This is a genomic window from Mesorhizobium sp. M0663, from assembly GCF_040320585.1.
In the GTDB taxonomy this organism is placed as follows: domain Bacteria; phylum Pseudomonadota; class Alphaproteobacteria; order Rhizobiales; family Rhizobiaceae; genus Mesorhizobium.
In genome coordinates this window covers 47,248-60,868 of record NZ_JAMYPX010000024.1, presented here as the reverse complement: position 1 = coordinate 60,868, position 13,621 = coordinate 47,248, and the positions used below count along the sequence as shown (strand labels likewise).

The following is a 13,621-nucleotide window of genomic DNA, read 5'->3' as shown; positions in this document are numbered from 1 at the left end:
GCGGGATGCGACGTGGCGCTACTCGGACCTCGACACCTATGATTTCGTTCTTCAAGGGACAGGCGGCAAACACCTTTAGTGGTGATTCAGGCCTTCCTGCGAGAGCAACCGACCGGCGACGGCAGGACGCCTACCCCCTGCTTGGGTTACCTTCGCGGGTTATGATTGCGAGGTGTCCGTATTGCCTGTTTTGGTCCCCAGTTTACCCCACGCCGTCACCGTTTCGAAGTGATGGCAGGGCGGATCTGTCTCTAAGCGGCTGTGCGCGTGATGGCGCCTGTCCGGGATGGCATCTCCACATTATCGATCAGCCGCGTATCGCCAAGCCAAGCAGCCGCGAGCAAGCGGGCGGGCCTGTCAAACGTCTGCATCGGCGCCAGGTCCTCCTCAATGGCGCTGGCGAACGCCGGCATTGACCGCAGCGACATCGGCCTGTTGTTGCTCGCCACCTCCACACCCGACCACCTTCTGCCGCCCAGCGCGCCGCTGGTCGCACATCGGCTCGGGCTCAGCCGAGCCGGCGCGATCGACCTGACCGGCGCCTGTGCCGGTTTCATCTATGCACTGATGTTTGCCGACGGCTTCACCCGCCTGCACGGCAAAGCGAGCCTTGTCATCGCCGCCAACATCCTCAGCCGCCGCATCAATCCGGCCGAGCGCGCGAGCGCCGTGCTGTTTGCCGATGCCGCCGGTGCCGTGGTTTGGTCCGTGCGAGGATACCGACCAAGGCGTTCTCGGCGCGGCAGTGGATTCGGACGGCTCGCGCTATGGGCTGATCCAGATACCCGCCGGAGGACGCAACAGACCGTTCCATGGAATGCTGCCGCGGGATATCGATCGGTTCGTGCCGCATCAGGCCAATGCCCGCATTTTCGACGCGGTCGGTAGGACCCTCGGCATCTCGGATGAAGCGATCGTCAAGACGATCGCCGACGACGGCAACTCTTCTGCCGCGACGATCCCGCTCTCACTTTCGCTCGCCCATCGGGCGCAGAAGTTTCGGCCTGGCGAGAAAATCCTCTTGGCGGCAGCGGGTGCGGGGCTCAGCGGCGGCGCGGTTGTCCTCGGCATCTAGACTAGCGGGGGCTCACAGCCGCAAACAGGACCTCAGGCTCGCCATGTGAGATCGCGCCGGAGGCGCCTGACAATATAACATAGCGCGTCCCGCCGCTATTCGCGTGGCAGGGAGTGGATTTTGCGCACTCTCTGGGAAGCCACCACCTGGTCGGCGCTTGCCGGAACACATTGGGGGCCGGTGAAGTAACCAGCCTTCGAGCATATTTGCGGCGTTGCGCCGTCCATCGCACCGTCCTCGCAGGCCTGGCACATGCGCTCTATGGCGGCGCGCACCTGCAAGGAATAGTCCAAAGCGGCAACGGCAGGTGGATTGGCGGGATTCTTGCCGGGCCTCGCGATGCCGACCGCTGCAAGCGGCAGCCGTGCTGCCGCATGGCAGGAAAGGCACGACGAGTTGAGATTGTCGGCCGGGCCGTTGGCGCGCCCCTGAAAGCCGAGGAACGGCCGTTCCTTCCAACCGGACAGCTTCGCCTTGATGGCCGGATTGACCCAACTCTCCTTGATGTCGTCGCCAACCACGCCCTCATCTTCGGCCCAAAGCAACACCGCCGGAACAAGGTTGTCGAACAGTCCATCGCCCTTCGTTGGGCCCATCCAAACGAAGGTGCCAAACACCCAGCCCGTACTGGTGGCGTTGTTGTCGCGGACCCCAACGTCGAGTTGCAGCAAGTTGACGTCGCGGGTCTTGCGACCGCTGGTCTCGGCGGGGAAGCCAATGCCTTCGGGATCGATATGGGCCTTGTAGACAGGTCCACCGTTCAGATAGTCGACCTGGCCGGCGAATTTGCCGAGGTTGGCGTCGGTGAACAGGAACTTTATGGCGACAGTGCCATCAGCGAACAGAAGTTTTTCAGGCACGGCGGGCGAGCAAGGATCAGCAAAGACCTGGTGCAGCGCGACGGCACCGGGGTCATTGTAGAAGTTTACGGCCCACACCTGCGAACCGGCTTGCGAAGTCTGCGAAAGCTGGTGCGTTCGAGGTGCCAGTTCCTTGGTCAGGCCCATGAGCGGCTCGCGGCCTAGTTTGCCGTAGTCCATCCATTCAGACATCCACCATGGCTCATTGCCGGTTCCAACCAGGCTGTTGTCCTTATAGTGGAAGTAAGGTCGGACCGTTTCGAGCACGGCCTGCATGTAGTGCTCGGGTTCGGTCGCAAATGGGATGGTGCTCCAGGCCGGTAGACCAGCGGATGACGAAGACGGGTAGTCGGTGCGCCACGCGGCGGTCGGCGAGATGCCAACATCGTACATGGAACTTGCCGAAAACGTCTTGCAGCGAGCATCGGCTTGGCCGGACCAAAGAAGACCGGCAATGAAGGAGATGATGATGGCTACGCGCATTTTAGTGATGCTCCAAAAGCGCGGCCATGCCTCTGCGCAAACGTCCCTCGACGTTGTCTATCAGCGCAATGCGCCGCATCGTGTTCACCGGATAGCTGCCGTCCAAAAGCAACTTCATTTCGAAAGACGGCTCAATTCGCCTTAGTTCCCGCAAGGCGCCGCGAAAACCGAGACCGTCATTGGCGGAGGCCATCAACGCAACCATGTAGCGACGCGGCGGCGCAAAACTCGGCGACAGCTGGGCAGCAGCGCGCGCATGACGCATCGCCAACTGGTAGTTGCCAAGGCCAGCCGCGGCGATGCAACCATAGAACTCGAAGAAGTAAGTGGCACGCGTTCCGGCGCTCAGATCAACTGCACGGCGGGCTGAATCGTAGCCGCTGCGATAGTCCGACGTGGCAGTCTGGAGATTCGCAAGCGCCGCCCAAGCCAACGCATTCAGCGGATTGGCTTGAATGGAGCGCTTTGCAAGGCGCATCGCCTGACAGGTGTTGCCGCCGAAAAGATACTCGGTGTGGGCGCCAACGCACTGCGCCAACGGGTCCCCCGGGAACGCCTCGAGCGCTCGGGCGGCGATCGCCCCGGCCGGTTCATGGCTAGGCAGAAAATCGCAGGTCATGTATTGGAAATGACTGATCTGACGGATGAGAGCGCGCCACGCAAGCGGACCGCCATGTGGCGACATTTCGAAGGCGGCCGCGCATTGACGATCGGCAAGTGCAAGGTTCTCCTTGTCGAGGGTCATGGTGAGGAGGCGCGCGCTGCTGAAAAGCCTGAGCGCCAGATCGTGCCCGTCGGCCGGGCCATTGCCGCGCACCAGCATATCAACCGCCGCATCCGTAGCATGCAAGACCATTGAGTAGAACTCAGAGGATGTGGCGGATTCATCAGCGTCCAAAACCAGTTGCGTGCTCTCGGCCCAAAAGACGCAGCCAGTGCTTCCATCGCTAATTGTCACGGACAGCGAGCCTCGCGGAGCGCCATCCCGAACGACGCTGCGCATCGCGATCACTTGCGCAGCCCCATCGAAGGTTTCGCATTCGGTTGCATTGCCAGCCTCGCAGAAAGACACTGAACGCACCTGCGTCCCGATGGCCTTCGACGCCAGTGCAAAGAACCTGCTGGCGAGTTGTCGGGCCGGGCCGCTTCCCTCGCAATCGGCGATGAACGCGACCGTCTTTCTGCGTTCAAGCAACGGGATCGCTTTCGAGGGAGAACGGTCGATACCGTCTCGGCATGGGTTTGCGCTCGCAAGACGCCGTCCGCGAATCCAGTCTTCGAAGCGCGGATCAGAAACATCCAGGTCCTCGAACAACTCGGCGTCCAGCCCCGCTGAAGCGGGCTGCTCGAACGAGGTTTGGAACAAGGAAGCGTCTAGCGATACAGATTGTCTATCGCTGTGCACTATCGCGCAATACGGCCCTAGCTGCCGCCTGATATCGCTGAGAGCCTGCCGAAGGCTGGCAGCCGCCTGATCGCGGCCCCGATCGCTCCACAGCCTGGCCTGCAGCCAAGTCCTGCTCCGCGAATATCCGGGCGAAAAAGCCAATAACGCAATGAGTCCGCGCGCCTTTTGCGATCGCGGGCTATAGTCGACCCCGGCTGTATCCAAGAGTCTAAATCGCCCCAACGCACGCAGCGTCAGCATGCCCGACCCCCACGCAACATTGAACTCTACTTTGCCAAGCTCAACTCGCCAGCGGCGTCACGGACAGCCGCTAGAGAAAAGGTAGCAACAGCGTGGCTAATTGGAAAGCGATTGCTGCGGGCGGTGCGTCAAATATTTTCTGACCGACAATGGGCCCGTGCACATAAAGGTTGCCGATTTGCCGGCATGAGCATTTCGACTTCCCAGATTTGACCTTGCGACGAAAGTGCCGCCATCTATTTCACGATTTATTCACGCGCAACCATCGCGTCGCGGAGCTATCGTTATTGATCAGTCCAAGCCTAGTGAACTGTACGACAGACAGGGGAAAATCATGCAGTCGCGCGTCTATTCCGTCGACGAGGTCCATGTCGAAAGCTTGTTCGTACCGAACCCTCCAGCAATCGCAGTGTCGGCGAAGGGAACTGTGCCGACGACCGGTTGGACCCAGCCGGATCTCGCGCCTTGGTCCTACATAGCTCCGCCCAAGGACGGCATCCTCGATCTCGACTTCGTTGCGACCCAGCCAACCGGACTGGTTCTCGAGGTGATTTGTCCCATCAGCGTGACGAAGGCCTTTCAGATTCCAGCGTGGGTGCTCGGCGTTCGCGTCCATAGCTCGACGAATAAAGTCGAGGCTATGATCGCCGGCGCCAAAAAGCCGAGCGAAGCAGAGTTGGCTGGGGAGGGTATGCCCCTGCCATGGCCATTTCCGTGGTGGGCGCCCCGCAGCAAGCGTTCTTGATCGAACACGTGACGCACAAACTGCCTCTTAGACTTAGCCAAAACGCAGGAGGGGACATATGGAACGTCCAAGTTCGATATCGATAAAAGATTTGAACAAACTGGTCCCAAAGGCCGTTACGTCAGCTCTCAATCGACAGCGCTTGAAGAGTATCAAGGCGGCGCCAACGTTCTTTCCAGGACATGGCATCGTTGGCTTCGTTGTAAGGGACCTTGCCGGTCAGCCGTTTGACGCCGCGGCAGCGCATTCGTTGTCGAGCGACATCGCCGGCACAATCGGGCAAGGCTCAGTTCCAGCGACCCTGATGCTCGGACCCGACATCGTCGTTGGGTTCTTTCCAGCCGAACGTATTTGACGGTTCGGTCATGTCCAGGCAGCCACTTGCTCCGGCGACCAGGTGCCCAAGCGCACAGCCAGGGATGAGAGACGCCCTTGTGTTGGGCGTCGTTCTTCCAACTGAGGCGGGGAATAGAGTTTCCTACCTGAACGAAGAGCTCGTTGCGACCGACGAGGTCCTCGCGACCGCCCATCCCGTTCCGTCGACGCAGATATTCCGCCTCTCGGCTGTTTGTGAAGAGCGCAAATGCCTCCATTTCGATGGAGTCAAATGCAACTTGGCGTCTCGCATAGCTACGCAGCTTCCAACCGTAACCGACAAGCTTCCGGCTTGCATCATACGTCGTACCTGCAGGTGGTTCGCACAGGAAGGGCCTCCCGCGTGCTTCAGGTGCCCACAGATTGTCACCTCTGCCGAAGATCCTGTGCTCACCTCTCTCGCCATGCCTAATACCGGTGAGGGCCCGGATCAGGCGGCAAGCTTATGAGCCTTGTGTGGAGATGAAATGGGTATTCTGATCGAAGGCAAGAGGCGCCGGCTGCGCGGTGCGCCACGAGCGGCCTCTATCGAAGTGCTTGGCTTGGAAGTGACCCAGGCGATTCAAAACCTAGCGCACCAAGTGCCGCTAATCCGCAGTAAGTCGACGGTAGTCCGCGTATATGTGAAGTGTACGGGCCTGACGGCAAAGCGTGACCTTCGCGGCGAGATAGCAGTGGCTTCGGCGCCCGGGGCTCCGGCGAGGTACGTTCCTTCAACAAAATCCATAATTATTTCAGACAAAGATCAACCCGATTTAGGCATGCAGCGAAGAAACGCTGAAATGAGCCTCAATTTCGTCCTGCCTCTTGACGTTTGTTCGTGGCCGACTGTCAGTATTTCTGTGAATCATATCCGCTCTGCGGATACCGACCTCCCCTTGAGTGGCGATCTAACGACAACGCTTCCGCTGATCGATTCGCCACCGCTCAGGATCAAGGTGGTTGGCTTGCGCTACCTCTGGACCAAGCCCGGCGGCACGCAAATCGATGTCTCACCGGAAGCCTTTCACTTTGATTTCCTGCGATCCTTTCTCGGTCGCGCCTATCCGGTTCCCTCAATCGAGTGGTCGCAGTTGGTCGTGCAAGCGAATCCGCAGTTCGCACCACCGTTCAGCGGCCCGCAAACGCCAGACGGAGATGATCCGCTATGGCGTGCAAAGCTGGCGATCGCCCACAACCAACTCGCGGTTTTACGTGCCAAGGACATTGAAGCGGGTACTGATCCGCGCACCCACTACTACGGACTGGTCTCTGATGCGTCGGCAGGTCTGTTCTTCCGTGGTGCCGCAAAGGACATTCCTCAAGTTCCCGATCCGTCCGTTGTAGCTGTCGGCCCAACGGGCAATCCTCGTCAGTATCCGTCGCTAAATTGGGACAAGGACGCTTCGTACGGGGACTGGTACGCTGCTCATGAGTTGAGCCACACGTTCGGCCGCTTTCATCCCGGCTTCTGCGGTCAGGATGCCAGTGATGGGACGTTCCCATATCCCGATGGTCGCATTGGCGATCTCCAGCACGGCGATATGATCGGACTCGACGTCGGAGACCCGACTCTCAACATACCCATGGCCGCGCTTCCGCACGAGAAATGGCACGACATCATGTCATATTGCGACGATCAGTGGCTATCCTCCTACAGCTACGGCGCCATTCTCGACCGCCTTAAGTTGGAAGATGCGGCATTTCGGGTTGCATAAGAGAAACGCGATGGAAAACGAACTCATCTTCGGACAGTACGCGCACGTTGCCGGTACATTCGATCTGTCCGCGAAAAGCGGCACCATCGACTATGTTACACCGATCAAAACGGCGCAGCGTGCAGCAGAAGCGCCAACAGGGACGATTCATCTCATTGGTGAATCACACGATCAGAAACGCCTGTTTGACCAGGTAGTGCACCCTCAACGAAACTCCTGCGCTCCCAATGCAGCGCAAGGTACCTTCGAGGCGGTCATACCTGTCAACCCAAGTCTCGGTTCAATACGACTGGAGATTGATGGAAAAATCGCCGCGGTGTTCCAGCGTGGCCAAAAGGTGCCAGCAGCTTCTTTGTCTCTAGGGCCCCCAGATCCGGCGCGGCCGCACAGAGTCATGGTCAACGCACCGCCAAGTCAGGTTGCAAGTGAAGGCGTTACCTACACCGTTCAAGCCAAACCTGGGGGTAGCGAAAACTGGCAAACCTTGGCGGTGGGGCTACCGGTCCCGCAAACGTCGTTGGACGTAAATCAATTTCCTGGCGCCAAGAGCGTGGAAGTCCGTGTGCTGCAGTCGGACGGCTTTTCCGAGGAACAGATTTTTCAGGAGACAAAGCACTTTTAGGCGAATCTGGCCGGTTATCTGGAATAGCCAGGTGTGGGGTGGATCGGGATGCTTCGCCATGGACGAACATATCTGACAGGCCCGGTCGAGTGAGCGAGTCCGCTGCTTATGGCCGCGAAAGTCAACAGAGCGGAGTCAGACGGAAGGCCGAAATTCTGAAGCGTTTTTCCTTTCGAAGGAGACCTATGATGCTATCTCGTTTCACATCTGGGGCGACGACCGCAACTGCCGCCGCCGGAGCGACGGTGCCGCCTCATTCCCAAATCGAACCTGTCGAGGACATCCGTGCCTCCTTCATCGACAAATTTCAGAAGAAACGCATTGAGGATGGTGAGCGACCGGCGGAACGGGCTGTTTTCCGCAAGCAGCACGGCGTCGCGAAAGGAAAGTTGGTTGTGGCCGATACCTGCCCAAAGCTATTTCGCATCGGGCTATGGGCAGCCGGACCGTATGATGTGTGGATGCGTTGGTCGAGCGATGCGCCTCCGGATGTTCCGGATCAGCGGAACAACACCCTGGGCTTCGCGCTGAAACTGTTCGGTGTGAACGGCCCAACACTGGCAACCGACAATCCGCTCGCAGCCACGGCCGACTTAATTTTTCAAAACAGTGACATCTTCTTTGTCGACAACGCACAGGAGATGGCTGCGATCTCCTCCGATGTGGAATCGCAGCCATTCACCGCGATACACAAGCGCTCGTTGCTGATCTTGAAGGAGATGGCCAAGGAGGAAAAAAGCTTGGTGGCGGCACGTTACTTCAGCACGCTGCCATATGCGCTGGGAGAAACGATCGTCAAGTATCGTCTCCGTGCCGATAAGCCGATAGAGGCCGATACCCCCGGTCCCTCTCCGAACTATCTCGCGGAAGATTTGAAGAAGCGGCTGAAGGCCGGTGCAATTAGCTTCCTGATCGAAGCGCAGCAGTTCGTTGATGACAGCGTGACGCCCATCGATCGTGCGACCGAACGCTGGGAGGAAGCGACTTCTCCTTTCGTTGCGGTCGCACGGTTGGATATTCCCGCACAGGATATCGACCAGGCCGGTCAAGCCGCTTACGGCGAAGGCCTCGCTTTCTCACCATGGCGGTCACTGTATGAAAACAGGCCGCTTGGGTCGATCGCAGACGCAAGGCGCATCTCCTATCCAGCCTCGGCAGCGGTCAGGCGCAGCTTGAACGGACAGTCGATGCAGGAACCCGACCAACCGCGCTGAACGGTTCGACGCAATCCCGATGGCAAGCCGCCGCCGGCACGCGCCATCGCTTCTTGCGATCTCCTGCCACTTTCGGGAATCCCTCAAGCTCAAGGCCGCATGATGATAGATGCCAGTGCTATTGCAGAATTGAAAGTCTATCCCCCGATCGGCATCGCGCGCGTTGGCAATGCGACAGGCGCCGATGACTACGTCATCGGTCCTGAGGTGATCGGAGGTACACCGACCTTGCCTGGCACGGCACCGGAGAAGCCGGCGCGATATGTTGACGACTTCCGGTCCGCAAACGGAGAAATCAAGCGGCAGGCTGCGCGCTTTCGTATTTACGCGCATATGAAGGACGGCAGCGTGCAGGAAGTGACTGCCGCGTCCGCAAAGATCGAATGGCGTGTCACGGTCGCGAACCTCAAGGCCGGCTGGTACGAATTCAATCAGGCTATGGACCTTGGGCCCCTTAGCCAGAACGCCCTCCAGCGAAATCGCGATCTTGTCCTGCCGGATAGCCGGTGGCGGCTCGATATAGCGCCGACGCCGCGGAGCATCGCCAGCCCGAATGCTGGCCCGATCAAACTGGACGACGGCGCGTTCTGGGGCTCGCCAATCTATCTCGGCGAACTTCGTACCGATGCGGATGGGCGCCTGATCTTCCTTGGCGGCAGGGGCACCTCGCAACCCTTCCATCGAGGATCAAGGCCTCTCACCTTCGCCAACAATTCGGGCTGGCACGACGATGTCTGCGACGGCCCAGTGCGGGCTGAGGTTACATTCCCAGGACGTGCGCCGATCGACGCCGAGCCAGGTTATGTTTGCGTGACGCCGCCAAACTACGCGCCTGGCCTGTTCGGTCTCGTGACGATGGACGACGTTGTGCGAGAAGTCTTCTACGACAAGACGTGGATTGCGAGGCCGACCAAGACGTCGTTCACGAGCGACGTGCTGCCCGTGTTTCAGCGCCTGACCGGATTGCAGTGGGTCAATCACGGGCTCTTCATTCTGCACGGCTTTGGTTCGGCACTCGACGCTCAGAATCCGCAGGTCGTGGCGAAGTTGAACGACGCTTCTCCAGCGAATGCAGCGTGGCGGAAGACCGTACTGTCAGTGTTTCGAGACCCCGATGCAACAACCCCATTGGTCCCCGATCAGGTTCCGCAGATCTTCGGCGATGCCGTGGATGAATTCTTCGGCAACCCGCCTATGCCTCCGAATGCGCTTCTTGCCGTGACGAAGACGCAGTATGCGCACCTCCGACGCTGGGGGGATGGCGACTTCAATGCCGATTGGCCGAGGGCCGCGCCGCCGATCCCTCCGAGTTTCTCCACCCTGCCAGCTGAAGAACAGGTGAGGCATCTGGAGCGCGCTCCATTGCATGATTGCCTTGGCGGACCGTTCCATCCCGCGATAGAAATGACCTGGATAGTTCGAATTCCACTACTCTGGAAATCGGCATATCGCCTGAATGTGCTGCCGGGCGAGCAACCCGCAAAGCAGGACTTTGGCCAAACCCTGACACCTGCGGTCTGCACTGGTGCCAAAGGTCCCTACGATGGCGCGGCGGCCGGGTGCCTTACCCGTTTTCTCGGCGTGCCCTGGCAAACCGATCACACGTCATGCAATTCTGCGGCTGACTATTTCCCTTCAACGTTCCTGTCGACGCCAACGTTCTGGGGACCGCGATCACCGGATCAGGTGCTTGCCGAAGGCAACTATCTGCGTGCAGCGGTGATCGCCCCTATCGGGCAACTCACGCAACAGCAGACCTTCAAGCATCTCATGCACAGGGTCGACTGGCTTCGCGACATTAGGGGTTCCGACTACTACGACCGGCTGTCGGCGATGGTTGCGGAATGGGCCGAACTCGGCATGGTGCTTCCCATCAGGAACCCGCCGGCCTCACTGCCCGTGGAAGATCCGCGAGTCGAGCAAGGACGCAGCGAGAAGGGAGTGCAGATCGACGTCAAGAACGATCCGAAATTTCATGCGGTCGAAGACATTGAAAGCCTGTTTGTGCCGCAGACTACAGCGGGCCTCTTGGCGACGCGGGCCGTGCGGACGGTGGCTCCGCCACCCAAGCGAAGGTATCGGCAAGGCGAGATATGATCTCGGCAGCGGGCCGGACTGACTGTCTCGTGGTGGGAGCAGGGCCGGCCGGCGTAACCATCGCACGTCTTTTGGCACTCAAGGGTCGTGACGTCATCGTCGCAGATCCCGACTTACCTTCAGCCAACCGCCTTGAACTTCTCGCGCCGGCGTCGCTTGCCGTCGTCGCAGCGGTGGGGCTTGAACAACTGCTAGACGATCCAACAGTTACCCGACGCTGCCTTGGCGTTCGAAGGAGGCAGCCGGCGGGCAATTGGGAGTATGAAGATTTCCTTCGTCATCCATCTCGCAACGGTTACGTGGTGGACCGCGTCCGTTTCGACCAGCATGCTCGCTCAGCTGCTGTCGCGGCCGGAGTCAAATTCGTGCAATGGCGCGCGACTGGTGTCACGGCGGACGGCGGCGTTATCTTTCGAGAAAGCGGCGGAGCCGGAACGACAAAGCTTATGTTCGCCAACGTGGTCGTCGATGCCACAGGCCGCCGCGCCGCGATCGCGCGCCGCAGGGGCGCGCGGCTTGCTGTCCGGGATCGCATGGTCGCGGAACTGATGAATACGTCTGTCGATTCCGTCGCGCACAATGCGTCATGGCTTGATTACTGGAGCAACGGATCGAACTGGTGTTATCACGTTTGCGGACCAATGGGGCACGCCCAGACTTGGCGAGTCCGCGCCTCGGGAAAACCCGCGAATGACGCCCTATTAACCGTGGACGCGTCATCGACTGTTCTCTCTGCGGCGGCAGGTCAGGGGTGGATAGCGGTGGGCGACGCGGCCATCGCGTTCGATCCGATCGCCTCCCAGGGTTTGTTCAATGCGCTGTCGTCTGCTTTGGTGGCAGCTGGGATGCTCGTCTCGGCCGATCAACTGAGCTGGGCCTTGGCGAGGCATTATTCCGACGCGGTTACCGCTACATTTCTTTCGACGGAAGCGGGCCGCATCAACGTTTACAAAAACAGTTCAGTGCCCCTTGTGTCAGTCTCACTATAGACCGAACGAATTATGCAGCCGAAACAGGCGCAGGCCCGAAAAGTGCGATTCAATCGGCACTACCCCGTCCTCCGGTCCTTCCTTGGCCCATCGCCCGCCGAGCAGCACGCCTTACCACGCGCCAGCACAAGAGCCGCCCTTCGTCGTCGATCTCGTTTCGCTGGCCTCGCGAAAGCTCAGGCTGATCAGTCACAAGACAAAGCTCGCCGAAGCGATCCGCTACACGCTCTCGCTTGCACGGCCTGATGCGACGACATGCGCACGGACGAACAACCGAGGCCCCAGTTGTGTTGTTGCGTTTCACGAGTTCTACAGTAGTCTGAACTGGCTGATTTCATGGGGCTGCGCTGGAATTCCAGGACGGTCGTTAGCGCAAGGGCGGCAGTCGTTGGGGGTTAGTATATGCCGATAAACAATTGGATCCGGTTCCTTCGGAACTACGGCCCGATCCCCACCAATGACAATATGTACGACGAGACCATCCAGCGGGCTCTGGCTCGCTTGAAGATGCAGCCAATCGAGCTTCCTGCCCCGCATCTCGAATGGCTGGTCGACAATTTCAGGTCAGATCAGTGTCAGTCCATTATTCTTACGGGCACGGCCGGTGATGGTAAGACTTACCACTGCCGGCGCGTCTGGCTTGAGCTCGGCGGCACCATCGAGGACTGGAACGGCGGCGACAAGATCCAGTGGCTGAATCTTGGGTCTCGCCAGCTGATTGTCGTCAAGGATCTGAGCGAACTTCGTTCAGACGAAAGCAAGCCGCTGATCGAGCGGATGGCCTGGGACGTGGCGGCCCCGAACTCGCCTCGCGTGTATCTGTTGGCCGCCAACCATGGCCAGTTGCTCGAGAAACTGAAGACCGCCGGCAGCGACAAGGCCACAACCGCACTTGTCGAGGTTGTTGAGGATCTCCTGGTCGTCGGCCGAAGTGGAAACCCGGCCATCAAGCTCGATCTGAGGGACCTTAGCCGGTCGGCCGCAGCAATCATGATCGATCAGGTTATTGATGCGGTGACCCAGCATCCCGGATGGGATGGGTGCTTGGACTGTCCTGCGCTTGGGGAAGGGACCTGCCCGATCCGAGAGAACCGCGGGCGGCTGGTGGGAACAAACGGCAATGGCCTATTCAGGCGACGATTGGGCGACCTCGTCGAAGCCAGCGAGCAAAACGGCGGCCACTTCACCATCCGCCAGGTGTTATCTCGTCACGAACGTCATCCTTGGCCATCCAGATGCGCGGGATGGGTTGATGGCGTGCACCGACGTCGAGAACCTGGCGTCGGCAGGAACGGCAGAGCGCGCCAGTCCTTATCGCAACGTGTTCGGCGGCAATCTGCGGGCGAGCCGTGCAGAGAGGACCGAGCCCTTCCGCAAGCTCAATCTGTTTGGAATTGGATCCGAGACGAGCAACAAAGTCGACAACATGCTCGTCTATGGCGCCGACGATCCGGCGCTCATCGACACCTATCGCGACTTGGTACAGTCCGATCAGGTCTATGGTGAGACGCCGGCCTACAAGCGGGCACAGCAGTCCTATCTCGAAGGCGACGACGCGAGCGCGGTCGCGCGATTTCTGGGACTGCTGCGGGGGCAGCGCCAGCGTCTCTTCTTCACCATTTCCGACGAGCTCGCCGATATCCTGGACTGGACCTTTGGGACCTGACGGTCTTCCGGTATGGGGGTCTTTTTCTTGAGACCACTCGCGCATTGACCGAGAAGCGTCCACTGCCACGCCAGGTGATGCCCATGCTCATGCGCGGGCTCAACCGCGTGTTCACCGGAATGCTGATCCAGAACCAGGACGAGCTCGTCC

General features: G+C 59.7%; 10 protein-coding genes and 1 pseudogene. 9 read left to right on the top strand and 2 right to left on the bottom strand.

What is annotated here, in order from left to right; all coding sequences use genetic code 11:
• Window positions 1-387: 387 nt before the first annotated feature.
• Window positions 388-1,075 (top strand): annotated as a pseudogene (gene bioZ, locus NKI54_RS28270) (3-oxopimeloyl-[acyl-carrier-protein] synthase BioZ); the annotation flags it as partial.
• A gap of 95 nt (window positions 1,076-1,170) precedes the next feature.
• On the opposite strand, the gene NKI54_RS28265 reads toward bioZ, so the two are convergent.
• The gene (locus NKI54_RS28265; RefSeq protein WP_352692941.1) at window positions 1,171-2,418 is read right to left on the bottom strand and encodes a hypothetical protein; all 1,248 of its coding nucleotides are present in this window, start codon (window positions 2,416-2,418) and stop codon (window positions 1,171-1,173) included.
• Between the two features lies 1 nt (window position 2,419).
• Complete coding sequence (locus NKI54_RS28260) at window positions 2,420-3,784, bottom strand: hypothetical protein (RefSeq protein WP_352692939.1); 1,365 nt, start codon at window positions 3,782-3,784, stop codon at window positions 2,420-2,422.
• Window positions 3,785-4,400: 616 nt separating this feature from the next.
• On the opposite strand from NKI54_RS28260, the gene NKI54_RS28255 reads away from it, so the two are divergent.
• The 8 genes from NKI54_RS28255 to NKI54_RS28220 all read left to right on the top strand — a co-directional run bounded on the left by NKI54_RS28255 (window position 4,401) and on the right by NKI54_RS28220 (window position 13,471).
• A complete protein-coding gene (locus NKI54_RS28255; protein WP_352692937.1) occupies window positions 4,401-4,811 on the top strand; it encodes a hypothetical protein in 411 nt (136 codons plus the stop codon).
• A gap of 58 nt (window positions 4,812-4,869) precedes the next feature.
• Window positions 4,870-5,166 carry a hypothetical protein gene (locus tag NKI54_RS28250; protein ID WP_352692935.1) on the top strand — a complete coding sequence of 99 codons (297 nt, stop codon included), beginning with the start codon at window positions 4,870-4,872 and terminating at the stop codon, window positions 5,164-5,166.
• A gap of 487 nt (window positions 5,167-5,653) precedes the next feature.
• Complete coding sequence (locus NKI54_RS28245) at window positions 5,654-6,883, top strand: hypothetical protein (RefSeq protein WP_352692933.1); 1,230 nt, start codon at window positions 5,654-5,656, stop codon at window positions 6,881-6,883.
• Between the two features lie 10 nt (window positions 6,884-6,893).
• Entirely contained in the window at window positions 6,894-7,505 is a 612-nt protein-coding gene (locus tag NKI54_RS28240) for a hypothetical protein (RefSeq protein ID WP_352692931.1), read from the top strand.
• A gap of 188 nt (window positions 7,506-7,693) precedes the next feature.
• A complete protein-coding gene (locus NKI54_RS28235) occupies window positions 7,694-8,719 on the top strand; it encodes a catalase family protein (RefSeq protein ID WP_352692929.1) in 1,026 nt (341 codons plus the stop codon).
• 99 nt (window positions 8,720-8,818) lie between these two features.
• Window positions 8,819-10,816, top strand: coding sequence for a LodA/GoxA family CTQ-dependent oxidase (locus tag NKI54_RS28230; RefSeq protein ID WP_352692927.1), 1,998 nt, complete (start codon window positions 8,819-8,821; stop codon window positions 10,814-10,816).
• Complete coding sequence (locus NKI54_RS28225) at window positions 10,813-11,805, top strand: NAD(P)/FAD-dependent oxidoreductase (protein WP_352692925.1); 993 nt, start codon at window positions 10,813-10,815, stop codon at window positions 11,803-11,805. The genes NKI54_RS28230 and NKI54_RS28225 overlap by 4 nt, the downstream gene beginning before the upstream one ends.
• A 1,120-nt stretch (window positions 11,806-12,925) precedes the next feature.
• Window positions 12,926-13,471, top strand: coding sequence for a hypothetical protein (locus NKI54_RS28220; protein WP_352692923.1), 546 nt, complete (start codon window positions 12,926-12,928; stop codon window positions 13,469-13,471).
• The last annotated feature ends 150 nt before the right edge of the window (window positions 13,472-13,621 follow it).